Source organism: Burkholderia cepacia (assembly GCF_001039005.1).
Classification (GTDB): Bacteria; Pseudomonadota; Gammaproteobacteria; order Burkholderiales; family Burkholderiaceae; genus Burkholderia; species Burkholderia theae.
Map to the genome: position 1 here is coordinate 1 of NZ_LDWR01000059.1, position 14,484 is coordinate 14,484.

Annotated in this window: 21 protein-coding genes and 1 pseudogene; 15 read left to right on the forward strand and 7 right to left on the reverse strand. The window is 61.5% G+C overall.

Going from position 1 to position 14,484, the window contains the following annotated elements:
• Positions 1–592 precede the first annotated feature (592 nt).
• Genes VL15_RS31040 through VL15_RS31050 form a run of 3 tightly spaced genes read left to right on the forward strand, consistent with a single transcriptional unit; the run spans position 593 to position 3,062 of the window.
• Positions 593–1,738: a glycosyltransferase gene (locus tag VL15_RS31040; RefSeq protein ID WP_048250562.1), complete on the forward strand. Its 1,146-nt coding sequence runs from the start codon at positions 593–595 to the stop codon at positions 1,736–1,738.
• The gene (locus tag VL15_RS31045) at positions 1,738–2,304 is read left to right on the forward strand and encodes a hypothetical protein (protein WP_230684564.1); all 567 of its coding nucleotides are present in this window, start codon (positions 1,738–1,740) and stop codon (positions 2,302–2,304) included. Before VL15_RS31040 ends, VL15_RS31045 begins: the two co-directional genes overlap by 1 nt.
• Positions 2,305–2,327: 23 nt before the next feature.
• The gene (locus tag VL15_RS31050; RefSeq protein ID WP_048250564.1) at positions 2,328–3,062 is read left to right on the forward strand and encodes a polysaccharide deacetylase family protein; all 735 of its coding nucleotides are present in this window, start codon (positions 2,328–2,330) and stop codon (positions 3,060–3,062) included.
• 88 nt (positions 3,063–3,150) lie between these two features.
• Here VL15_RS31050 and VL15_RS31055 read toward each other — a convergent pair whose 3' ends face one another.
• From VL15_RS31055 to VL15_RS40890, 4 genes are all read right to left on the reverse strand, one after another.
• Positions 3,151–3,336 (reverse strand): DUF1289 domain-containing protein, encoded by a 186-nt coding sequence (locus VL15_RS31055; protein WP_196319645.1) that lies wholly within the window; start codon positions 3,334–3,336, stop codon positions 3,151–3,153.
• Positions 3,337–3,338: 2 nt separating this feature from the next.
• Positions 3,339–4,625 carry a CDF family Co(II)/Ni(II) efflux transporter DmeF gene (gene dmeF, locus VL15_RS31060; RefSeq protein WP_048250565.1) on the reverse strand — a complete coding sequence of 429 codons (1,287 nt, stop codon included), beginning with the start codon at positions 4,623–4,625 and terminating at the stop codon, positions 3,339–3,341.
• A gap of 12 nt (positions 4,626–4,637) precedes the next feature.
• The gene (locus VL15_RS31065; protein WP_048250566.1) at positions 4,638–4,910 is read right to left on the reverse strand and encodes a metal/formaldehyde-sensitive transcriptional repressor; all 273 of its coding nucleotides are present in this window, start codon (positions 4,908–4,910) and stop codon (positions 4,638–4,640) included.
• A 187-nt stretch (positions 4,911–5,097) separates the two neighbouring features.
• Positions 5,098–5,313, reverse strand: a complete 216-nt coding sequence (locus VL15_RS40890) for a hypothetical protein (RefSeq protein WP_080971011.1) — start codon at positions 5,311–5,313, stop codon at positions 5,098–5,100.
• Positions 5,314–6,059: 746 nt separating this feature from the next.
• On the opposite strand from VL15_RS40890, the gene VL15_RS31070 reads away from it, so the two are divergent.
• The 9 genes from VL15_RS31070 to VL15_RS31105 all read left to right on the forward strand — a co-directional run bounded on the left by VL15_RS31070 (position 6,060) and on the right by VL15_RS31105 (position 9,409).
• Positions 6,060–6,344, forward strand: coding sequence for a hypothetical protein (locus VL15_RS31070; RefSeq protein ID WP_048250568.1), 285 nt, complete (start codon positions 6,060–6,062; stop codon positions 6,342–6,344).
• 340 nt (positions 6,345–6,684) lie between these two features.
• The gene (locus tag VL15_RS31075; RefSeq protein ID WP_048250570.1) at positions 6,685–6,888 is read left to right on the forward strand and encodes a cold-shock protein; all 204 of its coding nucleotides are present in this window, start codon (positions 6,685–6,687) and stop codon (positions 6,886–6,888) included.
• Between the two features lie 251 nt (positions 6,889–7,139).
• Complete coding sequence (locus VL15_RS42895; RefSeq protein WP_196319646.1) at positions 7,140–7,292, forward strand: hypothetical protein; 153 nt, start codon at positions 7,140–7,142, stop codon at positions 7,290–7,292.
• Positions 7,293–7,427: 135 nt separating this feature from the next.
• Positions 7,428–7,691 carry a translation initiation factor IF-1 gene (infA, locus tag VL15_RS31085; protein ID WP_048250574.1) on the forward strand — a complete coding sequence of 88 codons (264 nt, stop codon included), beginning with the start codon at positions 7,428–7,430 and terminating at the stop codon, positions 7,689–7,691.
• Positions 7,692–8,016: 325 nt separating this feature from the next.
• Positions 8,017–8,301, forward strand: coding sequence for a hypothetical protein (locus tag VL15_RS31090; protein WP_048250576.1), 285 nt, complete (start codon positions 8,017–8,019; stop codon positions 8,299–8,301).
• Between the two features lie 47 nt (positions 8,302–8,348).
• Entirely contained in the window at positions 8,349–8,558 is a 210-nt protein-coding gene (locus VL15_RS31095; RefSeq protein ID WP_048250577.1) for a hypothetical protein, read from the forward strand.
• 33 nt (positions 8,559–8,591) lie between these two features.
• Entirely contained in the window at positions 8,592–8,804 is a 213-nt protein-coding gene (gene rpsU, locus VL15_RS40895; protein WP_080971012.1) for a 30S ribosomal protein S21, read from the forward strand.
• A gap of 9 nt (positions 8,805–8,813) precedes the next feature.
• Positions 8,814–9,020 (forward strand): hypothetical protein, encoded by a 207-nt coding sequence (locus VL15_RS31100; RefSeq protein WP_048250578.1) that lies wholly within the window; start codon positions 8,814–8,816, stop codon positions 9,018–9,020.
• 47 nt (positions 9,021–9,067) lie between these two features.
• Entirely contained in the window at positions 9,068–9,409 is a 342-nt protein-coding gene (locus VL15_RS31105; RefSeq protein ID WP_053077745.1) for a hypothetical protein, read from the forward strand.
• Positions 9,410–9,421: 12 nt separating this feature from the next.
• Here the strand turns inward: VL15_RS31105 and VL15_RS31110 are convergent, their stop codons facing one another.
• From VL15_RS31110 to VL15_RS42900, 3 genes are all read right to left on the reverse strand, one after another.
• Positions 9,422–9,688 (reverse strand): DUF1488 domain-containing protein, encoded by a 267-nt coding sequence (locus VL15_RS31110; RefSeq protein WP_048250580.1) that lies wholly within the window; start codon positions 9,686–9,688, stop codon positions 9,422–9,424.
• Positions 9,689–9,874 carry a hypothetical protein gene (locus VL15_RS31115; RefSeq protein WP_048250581.1) on the reverse strand — a complete coding sequence of 62 codons (186 nt, stop codon included), beginning with the start codon at positions 9,872–9,874 and terminating at the stop codon, positions 9,689–9,691.
• A gap of 532 nt (positions 9,875–10,406) precedes the next feature.
• Complete coding sequence (locus tag VL15_RS42900; protein ID WP_164992070.1) at positions 10,407–10,562, reverse strand: hypothetical protein; 156 nt, start codon at positions 10,560–10,562, stop codon at positions 10,407–10,409.
• Positions 10,563–11,140: 578 nt separating this feature from the next.
• Here VL15_RS42900 and VL15_RS31120 point away from each other — a divergent pair.
• The 3 genes and pseudogenes from VL15_RS31120 to VL15_RS40900 all read left to right on the forward strand — a co-directional run.
• Positions 11,141–11,764 carry a trimeric intracellular cation channel family protein gene (locus tag VL15_RS31120; RefSeq protein ID WP_048250583.1) on the forward strand — a complete coding sequence of 208 codons (624 nt, stop codon included), beginning with the start codon at positions 11,141–11,143 and terminating at the stop codon, positions 11,762–11,764.
• A 1,767-nt stretch (positions 11,765–13,531) separates the two neighbouring features.
• Positions 13,532–14,002, forward strand: coding sequence for a DDE-type integrase/transposase/recombinase (locus VL15_RS31130; protein ID WP_419188705.1), 471 nt, complete (start codon positions 13,532–13,534; stop codon positions 14,000–14,002).
• Positions 14,003–14,066: 64 nt separating this feature from the next.
• A pseudogene (locus tag VL15_RS40900) lies at positions 14,067–14,240 on the forward strand (ISNCY family transposase); the annotation flags it as partial.
• Positions 14,241–14,484: the final 244 nt, after the last annotated feature.

The following is a 14,484-nucleotide window of genomic DNA, read 5'->3' on the forward strand; positions in this document are numbered from 1 at the left end:
CGGGAAACGCACTGTGGCACGCGTAACCCACGGCGATACCAAGAATCATCGCGACGATGATGTACTTCGTGATGTTGTGTCTCTTCTTCATTAGTAATCCAAATTACAAAGCGTGTGCTTCTAACGGCGGGAACATCATTCGCGTCCGGCTGCGAATCGGAACTCACGTGGCAGGGGGGGCATTCTAACGCAAATGGCGCGCCGGCTTTCAAATCTGAAAGCCGCGCCGGTTGATCCGCGTCCGTTCGGCGCCTGAAAGGCGGGTTTTGTCGCAATCCGGCCGAACGGCGCGAGCGGCCATCCGGCGCCGCGACCTCGACCGACAGGCCGCCCGTGCCGGCCGACGACGACCGACGACGACACAGAAAGACGATCGCGACACAACCTCACAAAGATGCTCACACCTCGACACACCCGCGCGTAACCGGTATGTAATATTTCGAAATATTTCGATTGCCGCAATGCCCAACGTCATTGCGCAATCGCGCGTCGGAAACGCGAAACCGCGGTCGAGTCATTGCTCCGGACAAAGCGAGTCGTTCGCCTCATCAGCAATCCTCGCAATGAATGAACGGGAAGGATCGGCATCGTGATGAACATTCTGTACACCAACTTCCACGGCGACTACGGCGGCGGTCAGGATACTTACGTCCGCGATCTCGCCGCCGCGATGAGCCGGCATCACCGCGTGACCGTCGCGTCGCCGCAGGGAAGCCGCCTGTCGCGCCTGTTGAAGGACAGCCCCGACGTGGCCATCTTCGACATGGAATTCAAGCCGCGCTGGAACCGGCTGTGCCAGGAGCTTGTCCGGCTGCGCCAGTTGATCGTCTCCGAGCGCTTCGACGTCATTCACGTCAACGGGTCCGCCGATCACCGGCAGGTGATGCTGGCCCTGCTCGGGTGCCGGTACCGGCCCGCGGTCGTGCTGACCAAGCACAACACGTATCGCGCCGACAGCTTCGGCAACCTGCTGCGCGCGCGGCTCGCAACCGACCACACCATCGCGGTCAGCGACTATGTGGCGAGCATGCTCGCGCTCCGGTCGCCGTACGGCGAAGTCACGGTCGTCAAGCATGGCGTGCGCCGAACGGCCGCGGAGCGACTGGCGGGCGACGAGATCCGTAGCCGCAAGATCGCGCTGTTCGGATCGTCCGGCGCGGACGCGATCGTGCTGGGCAGCAGCGCCGGCACCGCGCCGGAAAAAGGCTGGATGGACCTGATCGCGGCGCTCGGCCGCCTGCCCGAACGCGAGCGCGAGCGGTTTCGCGTGCTGCTGGTCGGCGCGGAGCCGTCCGGCGAGCAGCGCGAGCAGATCGCGCGGCACGGCATGGCGTCGCGCACCGCGTTCACCGGACGGCTCGACGACGTCAGGGCGCCGTTCTCGATCATCGACGTGTCGTTCGTCCTGTCGTACCACGAGAGCCTGTCGTACGCGTGCCGCGAAGCGATGTCGCTGGGCTGCCCCGCGATCGTGACGCGCGTGGGCGGACTGCCCGAAAACGTCGAACCGGGTGTGGACGGATGGGTCGTCCCACCGCGCGAGCCCGAAGCGATCGAGGCGATCCTGCGCGCGATCGTGAGCGAGCCCGGCTGCGTCCGCGCGATGGGGCGCAGCGCGCAGCTGAAAGGCAAGCGCGAGTTCTCGTTCGACAAATTCGTCGATGCAACCTTGTCCGTCTATCAGAAATCGATTCGACACAACCCCTATCGTTGGGGGACACCCTTGAGATCCCTGTAATGCCGATGAATATCTGGAAGAAGTATTGGGACCTGCGGACACAGGAATGTCCGTGCGACGTGCATTTCATCGAATGGCTGGAATCCGTTCGCCTCAAGGGCATGCGCATCTATCACTTCGGCACCGGCGGCCATCACCATGTCGGCGTCGAATGCGCGCGCCCGCACCTGAACAACACCGTCTTCGGCGTGACGGCCTCGCCGAAGGAATACAAGTCGTATGTCGATCTCGTCACGCGGCAACCGGAGATCAGCAAGACCTATCTCGCGTATTTCGGCGACATCTATACGAGCAACTCGTACCTGCTGCCGTCGTTCGACGTCGTCACGCTGTTCCATCTGTGCGAGTTCCGCGACGAGGCGAACAGCCGTTACGGCGCGATGACCGACGAAGAGGTGCTCGACCTGTTCGCGGCCCATACCGCTCGCGAAGGGCACCTGCTGTTCTACAAGGGCTCGTCCGCCTACCGGAAGGCCGAGCCGATCATCGCGCGATGGGCCGCGCAAGCCGATTTCGTCGAGGTCGGCGACTTCAAGACCCTGCGGATTTTCCGCAAGGACGCGTAATCCTCCGCTCTCGCGATCCGCCGATGCTGCTGTCCGCCACCCGCTATCCGATCCTGATGTATCACCAGATACGCCCGCTTCCGCCGCCGTCCGATCGGCTGCGCGGCCTGAGCGTCGCGCCCGACGCGTTCCGCCGCCAGATGACGCTGTTCAGGCGGCTCGGCTACCGCGGCCTGAGCGTGCGCGAACTGCAGCCGTATCTTCGCGGCGAGCGCAGCGGGAAAGTGTTCGGCATTTCGTTCGACGACGGTTTCGTCAACGTGCTCACACATGCGATGCCCGTGCTGGACGAACTCGGGTTCACCGCGACCTGCTATTTCGTCGCCGGCCGGTTCGGCGGCGAGAACGACTGGGATGCGAGCGCCGATACCGCACGCTCGCCGCTCATGACGTGCGACGACATGCTCGCGTGGCGCGATCACGGTCATGAAATCGGCTCGCATACGCTCGATCACATCGCGCTGCCGCACGTGCCGACCTACGTGTCGGACTTTCAACTGACCGAATCGAAGCGGCAGCTCGAGGTGTTGAGCGGCCAGCGCGTCGAATCGTTCTGCTATCCGTACGGCAATCAGGACGCGCGCGTCCGCGACCAGGTCGCCGCTGCCGGCTACGGCAATGCGACGACGACCCGGCGCGGCTGCGCCGATGCGTCCAACGATCCGTTTCTGCTGCCGCGGATTCCGGTGGCGGGTGGTGTCGGTGCGCTGCGGTTGTTGTTCAAATGTGCGCGGTGGCAGGTTCGGGGGCGCGGGTAGGGTCGGGAATGGCGCCGGTGGCTTGGTGAAAGGCCGCAGCGCCGCATGCGATCCGGCCGACGCCGCCGGAATCGCGGCGCGTGCGTGATCAGTCCGACGTTTCCCGGGCCAGTTTCGCCTGCCGGCGGCCCCGGTCGTTCACGACCTGGTGACGGCGATGATCCGTCATCTTCTTCCACCCGCGCGCTTCGTCCCGCGTGCGCAGGCACGCCACGCAGTAGCCCGTCCTGCCGTCGAACGAGCACACGTCGATGCAAGGCGATTTGACCGCCATGCTTATTGCCCCCGCGCCGCCGGCACGACTTCGACAGTCACGTGCGACAGATCCTTGAAGCGCTGAAGCAGGCCGTGATAGAAGCGCGAATCCCGTTTCGGGTTGTCCGTCGTCACCGACACGACCGCGCTCATGTGGCCCGGCCCGAGACGCCAGACGTGCAGGTCGTTGATCGTGTCGCCGCCGCCTTCGATCGCGCTGCGCACGTTGTCCGTCAGCCGGCGATCCGAACGCATGTCGAGCAGGATCCCGCCGGTGTCGCGCATCAATCCGTATGACCAGTTCGCGATCACGAGCGCACCGATGATGCCGGCCAGCGGGTCCATCCACAGCCAGCCGAACGCGCGTGCGAGCAACAGCCCGACGATCGTCAGCACGGAGACCGCCGCGTCGGCAATCACGTGGACATAGGCGGAGCGGATGTTGTGATCGCGCGCCGCCGCCGCGGACGCGCCATGGTCGTGTTCCTCGAACGCCAGCTCGTGCTCGCGCCCGTTCAACCGGACAATGGCCTTGAATTCATGCGGCTCGGGAATGTTCTCGACCGACTCCAGGCACGCGCCGCGCATGCTCAGCGCGAACGCCTGCCGCGTGCCGTCCGGGCGAATCGTCGTGATCGATGCCGTCGTGACGTCGCCGAGCGTCGCACCGGCAAGCGCCGGCGCGATCCGGAACACCGGCGGCACGCCGTCTTCGAAGATCGACACGGCGAACGCACCGCTTTGATCGAAGACCTTGTGCACCTCCTCCTCGTGGCCATGGTCATGATCGTCATGCCCTTGCCCGTGGTGATGGCCGTGGTGGTGCCCGTGACTGTGCCCGTGATGGTCGCCGCTCAGCAACCAGACGCTCGCGATGTTGACGAGCAGGCCGGCAACCGCAATCGGAATCGCCTCGCCGAAATGGATCGGAACGGGCGCGAGCCAACGCGCGACCGCTTCATAGCCGATCAGCAGCGCGATCATCGCGAGCACGATGGCGCTCGTGAAGCCTGCCAGGTCGCCGAGCTTGCCCGTGCCGAACACGAATCGCGGGTCGCTCGCATGCCGGCGCGCATAGGTGTACGCGAGCGCGGCGATCAGCATCGCGCCCGCGTGCGTCGACATGTGCAGCCCGTCCGCGATCAGCGCCAGCGAGCCGAAAATCGACCCGCCGACGATCTCGGCCACCATCATTGCCGCGCACAGCCCGATGACCATCCAGGTCCTGCGCTCGTTCTGCTCGTGTGCGGCACCGAGAAAGATATGGTCGTGCCCTGCGCCGAAGGCGTCGTTTCTGAAGTCGCTCATCCCTACCCCCGATTATTTGAAGTAGCTGTGAACGACTTCGATCAGCTGCTCGGTCGCGCTGCCCTCGTCCTCGTGCCCCTCGGCATCGACGAGATGGCTGCGGATGTGATCCTCGAGCACGACCGCGAGCAGGCCGTTCATCGCTCCGCGGCCGCTCGTGATGAGCTGGAGAATTTCGTTGCAACCGCGCTCTTCTTCCAGCGCGCGTTCGATGGCTTCGACCTGCCCCTTGATTCGGCGGACACGGTTCAGCAGCTTCTGCTTTTCCTTGATGGTGTGGCTCATGGCGATCCTTTCCTATACCCGGGGGGAGTATATCGGGAAAGGATCATCCATATAGGGGGTAGGGGTATATTCAGCGAGATGAAAGGTAGGACTTGAATGGCGAACCACCGGTGCTCGACCGCCGCTGCACGTGCGCATGGCGGTTCGATCCCGGCGGCGAACACTTCGGACGAAGTGCCCGTCGCCATCAACCGAATTGGGCGGTCAGCCATCCTTCTGCCCACTGTTTCGCGTAAGCAACCGCGTCATCACGCGCATCGAAGCCGGCCAGATCGCCGCTGGCGTGGACTTCACACTCGCCTCCGTCCAAAAGAATCGTGGTGATCCTCACATGCGCGATGAACTCTCCATCAGCTCTGCGTGGTGTCGGATCGATTCGGAACCGTGTCGAATTGAAAGGCATTTTCTCCTCCCGTTCGGTTGCCGCGAACCAAGCTGTCGCGGGAGCAGCATAAGAACGTGTTGAACTTGGCCACGCACCATGAAGCGGCCGGCTTCCTGACTGGATTCGCCACTCGCCATCCGGCTTCAGCGCGCAGCCGGTACGAATCTCAGGAAAGCGTCCGCGTCGACCTCGTGGCGATGGTCACGGACAGACCAGCGAGCGAAATGCCGCCCCTGGGTAGAGAGGGAAGCCCGATACTCCGGAATACCTTCGGAGCCGCCCCCAGGCGGTGGGACAAGAGAGGGGTGTCGAACACGATTCGCGGGTGCCCGCGCGATCAGTCGCCTTTCACCCGATACGATGAGAGGCCCGGTCGCATCAAGAGGAGCACGCCGAGTAATGCGTTGGAACCGGTCAGAGGTCAACCAACGATTCGATGGTACGCCGTTCTATAAATTTGCATAGCGAGATTTCCTGCGAGCGCCCGCCGCCAAAGCATGCCGTCGCACGACAGGGGGCCCGAATCACGACGGCTGCGCGTATAGTGGAGCCAGCCTTCCCCGACATTTCCCGGCTGGTGCCAGCCGGGGATATCAACAGGGGGATTCGCGCGACGTCGTGCGAATCGAGCAGCGTCAACGCACGAACGAGAAGCACGTCACCGACGGTCTTCCGCGTTCACATCGAACGCTTTGCTCGAGGAACTGCATTGACACGAGTTGGACCGGCTAACGTAAGTCCCCCGGGAACAGACAGCGCCACCCATGAATATCGACCGCAGTTCCATTCCCCACTACCTCGTCCTTCGTGACGGCTGGCCCCCCTATGTGTTGAATGCGGACCGGCTGGTGCTCCGCCGCGAAGCGAGCCCGCTGTTGCGCGCGTTCGCGCGAGCTCGCGGAACGTTCGCGCATGTCGATGACGTCGCGTGGAACATCTTCTCCGACGCCGAAGGCCTTTCCGTGACCGAGCGTCGGGAAACATGGTCCTTTGCGTTGATCACTGGAACCGAGACCGAGCATCAGTTGCGTTTGCTGACAACGTTGTGACGCTGCCGCGGGCCGGCATGGAGCTGAGCGGATTTCAGTTGACCTTCGCAAGCGTGGCCTCACCCTCTCGAGCGCCGAAGCTCCGCCCAACGCGGCGCGGTTCAATCGGATCCGAAATCGATGACGACCGATCGACGGTCGATCGTTCTGCCCCTCGGCCGAAAGCGCTTGACACACCTCTTGACGAGGCGTACTGTCGGTCGCTGAAGTATTCAAGAAGCGCGATTGCTGCCCATCATTGACCGCGGCCTGCGGTATTCGTTGTCCTCTCCCTCCTTGATTATTTTTCCCCCGCGTCCGTTCGCGGCGCATACGCACGTCCATTCTCAGGAGATCTAACATGGATACCGGTACCGTCAAGTGGTTCAACGACAGCAAGGGCTTCGGCTTCATCACGCCCGACAAAGGTGGCGACGATCTGTTCGCGCACTTCTCGGAAATTCGTGGTGACGGCTTCAAGACCCTCGCCGAAGGCCAGAAGGTCAGCTACGAAACGAAGAACGGCCCCAAGGGCCTGCAAGCGTCGAACATTACCCCCGTTTAAGCGCCCAAAGCCGTCAGCCCTGTTCATGGAGCGGCATGTAACTGCCGCTCCATGAACATACGCATCGCTATTGCGGACGCTACACGCCTCGATGCAGGCCCAACCGGGCCATCCGTATCGCATCGGGGCGTCGAACCTGCGCGCAGGCAGATGCTCCAAACCCCCTCGCAGCGCGCGTGTCCAGCCGCGCGTGCGTGATCGAACGGGTCCCGTTCATATGATCGCGCAAGCGGCGCAGCAGGAGAACCCGCATGACCAGCAGTCCATCTCGCAGTAACAAGGTGCCGCCGCGCACCAAGCCTGCCGTGACGCTGCCGAAGTTCGGCACGGCATTGAACTGGGTGCCGCCCAAGTCTCCCACCGTCACGAAAACGCGCCCGAAAAAGCGCCCGCTTGCTCCGTAATAGCGAATCGAGCCAACCGCTGCGTTTCGAACTGACAGCCACCGCTGTCGTGCAATGCGCCGAAGCCAGCGTGGTCCGGTAGTCGCAACGGCCTTGCCTCCGAATGCAGGCAATCGCCTTGATTGGAGAACTGGCTTGGCAAAAGAAGCGCTATTGGAACTGGACGGCGTCGTCGACGAAGTCCTTCCGGACAGCAGGTTCCGCGTGACACTGGAAAACGGTGCGATCGTTGCCGCATACGCATCGGGCCGCATGCGCCGCCACCGTATCAGGATCCTCGCAGGCGACCGGGTAAGGCTGGAGTTGTCCGTCTACGATCTGACCAAGGGCCGCATCAATTTCCGGCACAAGGACGAGCACGCATCGACCGCTTCGCCAAGGCGATTCGTGCGACGCTAACCGGATCGCGGGTATCGTCGCGCCGACCAAGCGACGGTGCCGCCGCCCAACCCGACACCGCGTGTCCATGGGCCGCACGCGCGTGCGTTGTTGCACGCAATCCGGAATAAATTGGGCGTCCAACAATCGATGCGCGTATGATGGGTTAATCCGAGCGATCACCAGCCCTCCGAGCGCTCGCCCTCCATCTGCCCTCTTGCTGCATCGCCCCGCCTCCGCGCTGCAACGTTGTCCCTTTCACCCCACCGGCGCGCCCTGTAACGGCGATACGGGCCGGATGTGTTCGCCCATGCGAGTCGCCGTGGCCGAACGCCAGGAGTTTGCCATGAGCATGCACGTCTACCGTGGATTCGAGATTTATCCACTGATTTACCCTCACACGCCGGCACCGAACGGCAGTCCGCACAACTACGACGCCGGCTTCGACGCGGCAGTCAAGATTTGCCTTCGCGGTACCACCGACACGCTGACGCAGAGCCAGACTTTCAGATTGCGCGACAACGCGCCATTCAACAACGCCGGCGATGCACGCCGTGCGTCGCTGCGCTACGCCGAGAACATCATCGACGACAACCGCGACAAACAGGGCTTCTTTTCCAACGGGCTCTGACGCGATTCGTCAACGCAGCGCAATGTGTCGGCAATCTGGAGGACGAAATGATCATCGACGAACTACTCGGTCTGGTCACGCGGCGCGAGGTCACCTGGACCGACGCCAACCTGCCCGCCGGAACGGCCGACTCCGCGCAGTGCCATCAACAAGAATTGCAGATGTTCGCGGCGGTACGCGCGCTATCGATCGGAGCCGGATATTCGGAGTTCGAGTCCGACGAGATAGCGAGTGCCGTCATGACACGACTCGGCTAATTTTCCGTCCAAACGCTCTCAACCAGGATCTACATGACAACAGTCACACTCAAGGTCAACGAACCGATCGACGTCGCGCTGCGGCGATTCCGACGCAGCATCGAGAAAACCGGGCTGATCCGGGAGTTGCGCAGTCGCACCGGCTATGAAAAACCCACGACGGAGCGCAAGCGGAAAAAAGCCAGCGCCGTTGCAAGGCAACGCCTGCGGGCAAAGCGTCTGTTGCCGCCTCGCAAAATGTACTAGGAGCGCATCGTGTACAACATGCCGGGCGAAGCACCGCCGTTTTTCCCGCTGACGAAATGCGAAGTCGATTTCGATCGACAGAAAGACATGGTGACACTGTTGCCGAGCTTCTACGCCTTCGGATGTGAGTACACCAGCCGCGGTTTTCTGATCGGGCGGGACGATGCGTTCAAACTGATTGCCGCGATCGAGAAGGCGCTCAGCATTCAGGGATGATGCCCACGCCGGCACACTCGCGAGCGTCGACAACCAGAAGATGGACTATGCGCGTCCCGACCAAGTACGTAGATTTGCTCTGTTTTCTCGTTGTCCTGCAACTCGCCACCGAAAGGAAGACGCGCGAGTGGCTGTCGCCGTTTCAGCTCGTCGAATCGCTGCAAGCATGGCTTATCGTCCATCGCGCCAAATGTGAGTGGCGCGATCGTGTCTGGATAGGCCACGCATCCCTTCAGATCGCGAAGTCAGTCCGCCCGGTCGACAACGCTGCATTTTCGGAATCATCGCCTGGTGTGGCGAAAGACCCGACGTTCCCGCCGCGAAACCCGCTCGCGGATCGGTTGAGTCTGCGGAGGAAGTGCGTCCGCTACCTTCGCGAGCAGGTCTGATCAGGGCCGCGCTCACGAGATCATGTACCGGTTCTGGGCACCGCCCTTGTACAGTTCCCTGGCGAGTCCCAGGATCCGGTCGCGGTTGCGATCGAACGCCGCCAGCAATGCGGGCTCGCTGGAATCCAGGTCGGAATTCAGCTTCGCCAGCATCGTATCGTCGACCAGAAAGGTAATCTCGCGAGCATTGTCGTAACCCCAGAAGCACACGCAGTGCCTGGACATGTCGTAGGTGCGACTGGGATTAGGAAAGTTGAGTGTCGCGTCGCTTTTCCCCATCTAATCCTCCTGGCAGATATAACGCCACTTGCTCGCGTTGACGTTGATGCGCGCGTCATTTTCGCGCCGCTTTTCGGCACGCTCGATATCCGCGCGCTTCAGGGCCAACGCACGAGACTTTTGTGCGTCAACGTAGTCGTTGTGCCTGACGGGCGTGGCTGACTTCCGTTCGGTTTGCTTGGGCATGCCGGTTCCCGAAAAATGAATTTCAAATGTCAGGACCGTCGCGGCGACTGAATTTCATCGTCCGCCCTGCAGGGAGCACGGACGACTTACCCGCGGGCTTGCCGCCAACGGCCTCTGTTGCGCACTGAACTACCGGATCGAGCCTCATGGCGAGGCCGGGTTGACGCGCGAAGTTCGCAGCTTCGACGTTCGCACGCGGGATCGTGGGGGGTGAGCTTTCTGCGGAGCCGTGCGGACTGGGGGGAAACTTAAGGAGTCGAAATAAAACGACCGGTCGCGCACCTCGAACCTCATGAGAATGCGCCCTATATCACGGCCACGCAAGCGCTATTCGAATCAGCGACATGAGCGGCACGATCCCCCTCGCGCCACACGCGTGTCATCAACCCGGACATGGCGGCCGCCGGCCGACATATTTCACGGCCACACGACCCGATGAGGCGCAGTGCGCGCGGCGGCGTATTCGACGCGGCGCGCAACTGTCGTCACTGCTCTGCAGCGCGGGATCGGAACGGCTTCCTCGATCGCGCCATCAATGCCTGTGGTGCATCCAGCCCATGTGATGTGCATCGAGCCACTGAGCCATCCCTTCGCCCTTGTGGTCGCGCAGGTAACGTGCCGCCAGCATCACCGCGATGGCCAATACGACCGCCAGGCCAACCACAAAGCTAATCATTGACTGAGTCATGGCAGCCTCCTTACCAGGTCGCGACCATCTTTACATTGTAGGTGATGCACTCACGGAAACCAGCGCCCGGCCCGGCTTCTGTCCCTCAGGAGAACAATCTGCGGTTCTCTGGCAGGGCGGTCGAGTAGAGGCCGCCTGCGTCGCTTCGGTTCCGGTCGATTTCCGAGTACGCCAGACAAAAAGGGCCTGCCTTTGGTCGGCTTCTGCTGACCTCCCGTCGGCTGTCTCGCGGCTGACGCTCAGGATTTGCGTGGCAGCGTGATTGCCTCACCGGTCGGCAGACGCGTCATCGCGGCTCATCACTATGTAGCCCACCTCGTCTCGCCTTGCGAAGCCTGCGCATGCCACACGTACAATCACGATCGGCTCAACCTGCAGTTCAAGGGGCTCAGCTGAGTCGCGTCGAGTTCCGGATTCGATTCACGTACGATTCGTTTGACCACCACCGATCTTCCCGACCCGGTTCGGCATCGGGGAACGCCTCGTAACCACCGGCGTGCCTCGCCAACAGCCTGACTCGGAAACCGGTGGCGCTCCAACGTCCGCGCGCATGCGCGGGTTCTTCTGTTCTGCGCTCAATGAAAACTACGACGAAGCTCGTTCTCGCAGCCGATCTGGCTGGCACGGCGGTGTTCGCTATCGAAGGCGCGGTCGCCGCAATGCGCGGCGGCCTCGATCTGCTCGGCGTGATGGTCATCGCGTTCACTGTCGCGCTCGGTGGCGGCGTCGTCCGCGACCTGTTGATCGGTGCAGCGCCGCCGAACGCAATCCGCGACTGGCGCTATCCCGCGCTGGCGTTCGCGATGGGGCTTGTCACCTTCGCGTTTCACGCGCAAATCCTTGGCATTCCCGACTACATTCTCATAGCACTCGACGCGGCCGGGCTCGCGTTGTTTGCGGTCGCCGGCGCGCAGAAGGCGGTCGAATACGGGATCGGTCCGTTCATCGCGGCGCTGATGGGCGTCGTGACGGGCGTCGGCGGTGGTGTGGTGCGCGACCTTTTGCTCGCGCGTGTGCCGACGGTTCTGGTAAGCGACATCTACGCGAGCGCGGCGTTCGTCGGCGGAGCGCTCGTCGTCGCTGGTCGCCGGGCAGGTTTGCCGCCTGTCGTTGCGGCAGTGGGCGCGGGCATCGCTTGCTTTGCGCTGCGGCTCACCGCCGTACGCTATGGCTGGCATCTGCCGCGCGCGCAGCTCGGATAAAGATGACGTATCGCGACTGCGGATGTGGGCTCTCAGAAAAGGTGTCTTTGGCCCTCTATACAGATCAAGGACTTGGACATCTTTTTTGAGAAAACTGCATGTCTCTCGTCTCAGAAAAGATGTCCTTGGCCACGGAAATTCTCAGAGAAGTCGTCTTTGGGATTGTCACGGCCTCGCCTGGGCATCTCGACGGACACTTGGCAACAAGCAGCGCCGTGGAAGTGCGCCTCAACACCCGCGGCAGCGATCTGCTTGCGCTATAAATGTGCAAACAGTGTGCATCGAGCAATCTGCCATGGATCCTGATCTAGCCTACAACTCAACACCGCCCCCGCAGTTTCGACCAGTTCATGCCTTCGCCGTTACTAGTCACAACTTGCTGGCGGAGCTTCTGCAACTCCAGACGCTGGTCGTCGACTTGCTTACTTAAGTCATCAATCTTTGCTTTCTGATCGCCAAGGCGATCTGCAAAGGTGGCGATTATTTAAAATCGGCTCTTGATGCGTAGTATGACGCGCACGGCGTACTTGCTTGACGCAATGAAGAATCAGGGGCTGTGTGGACAAGCGCAATTAGTTTCACAAGTTAGTTCCGAGGTACTAGCGGCGCTCGCGGCTCTCAGAAAAACCAACCTTCGCTCGTATCTTCGCAAACAAGTGGCCACAATGACCAAGGACTAGTGAAGTTGAATGAGCGAATGACCACTATACGTATGGCGGTCGTTGCGCAAGCTGAGCCCGAACGTCGCTTTGTAGTGGCGGATTCAACCGGTCGCCTTATGTCGATGCCGCCGTGGTTCATGCAAGGTGCATCAGGCAGCAGTCCGCCATGAGCGGTCGCCCGACATAGACGGATTTCTGGCAACATTTGGGTATTCAGAAGAATCGCCCAAATCACGGATCAATCAGGTGGCTGTATCGCGTTGGGCAGACGAGCAGATGCCATTTTCCTTACGGTGAGGTGACGAAGGATTGGATCATGTCGAGGTATAAATTCTCCAGCGCGCAACGATACGCGATATTCTTGGCACATGGCATGAAGTGCTATCTGTGCAGGGCCCCACTCGACCTCACCTCAATGGTAGTCGACCATGTTTTGCCCGAGCACCTTCTCGAGAGTCCCTCACTATTTAACGCTGCTAAGTCGGCGCTTGGCCTCCCCGCTTCGTTCGATCTAAACTCGTTCGAAAATTGGATGCCGGCATGCAGCTCATGCAATGGGAAAAAGGCAGCGCTGCAATTTGAGCCCTCCCTTCTTATCCAAGTAGAACTGCAAAATCTCGCAGAGAAAGCCGACAAGGCTCGCCGGCTTTGCGACGAGGTCGTTGGCACCAGACGGCTGTCTATCGCACTCAACGTGCTGGAGCAAGCACAGGAGAGCGGCTGGAGTTTCGAGGGGTCGACACGAGAGCGATTATTGGCCCTTCTGCGGTTTGCCTCACAGCGCGAGCTTGTACCTAGGGGACAACCACTTCGTCTGACGCAGTCATTTCAACTAGTGACGACCACGGTAGAAGATGCAATGCGTTGGGGAGCCACCCACTGGTCTATCCCCCCTCGTGAGCCCGGGGAGCCAGCACTGGTTGTGCTGGCTCGGGCGGAGCGGGGCGAGTGCGTTGAGTGTGGTTTCATCCAGCAGGTCTTTCAGCCGATCAATCAGGAAGGTGGCGGTGATCCGATCTGCGGCGTATGCCTATCGAACTTGGACTGGATGGACCCTGTGCCCTTGGGAGACTTGCCCACTCACGTCACCCAGGCATGAGGCGCTGTGGGATCATTTCTTCAAGTCGCAGACACACAGGCATACTGCTCGCGCGCCGTCCCCGCGGCCACCCAACAAGGCGTTGCAACTGAAGATGCTGAAAGACGCCGTTCGGACTTTGAGCTGCAGCCTTTGAGCGCCGATTTCATGAGCCTCTACCCGCGCGTGATGGTGACGGACAAACTGCGCAGCTACGCGGCGGCGAACAACGAACTGGGTCTGAACGTCGAGCATCGGCAGCACAAGGGATTGAACAACCGGGCGGAAAATTCGCACCAGCCGACTCGGGTGCGTGAGAAGGTGATGCGGCGGTTCAAATCGGCGCGCCAGCTGCAACGATTTGCCTCGGCCCATGGACAGGTTTCGAACCTGTTCATGGGGTGCCGCTACAGTCGCAACGCGCAGGGCAAACGCGAGGCACGTGCCCAGGCCTTCGCGGCCTGGGAAAGGGCTGCATGCGTCCGCATGCCGGCGTAAGGCGATCGATACCCGCTTCACACGTCCTTGCTTGTCCGGCCGCCGAACAAGTTGACAATACCCGGTCAGGAAGCTGATGACGGAGGCTGGTTTATGGGTGCCGCGCCGGCAGCGACCGCCGAAGGTTTATCAGCCGAGAGCGCGCCGGGCGTGTCTGGGCGAGCTGATCCAGATCGACGGCAGCGACCATCGATGGTTCGAGGAACGCGCGGCGGCCTGCACGCTGCTGGTGTACGTGCGCTCGCACGAGTTCGCGAAGAGCGCGGCGATGCGACAGACTCCCGCTGCACCAAACTACACTCGATTTTGGGGCACCTTTGAGCCTGTCATCTCTACCAGTTTCAGAACGGAATATTTCTTCCATACTTTAAGAGGCCCGTGCTGGGATCTCGGTGCAACCACGTTGTTCGTTCCTCTTCGGAAAAGGGCAAATGAAAAAAAACGGCGCCCAACAAACTTCTGCTGAACTGTTTTACCCGCTG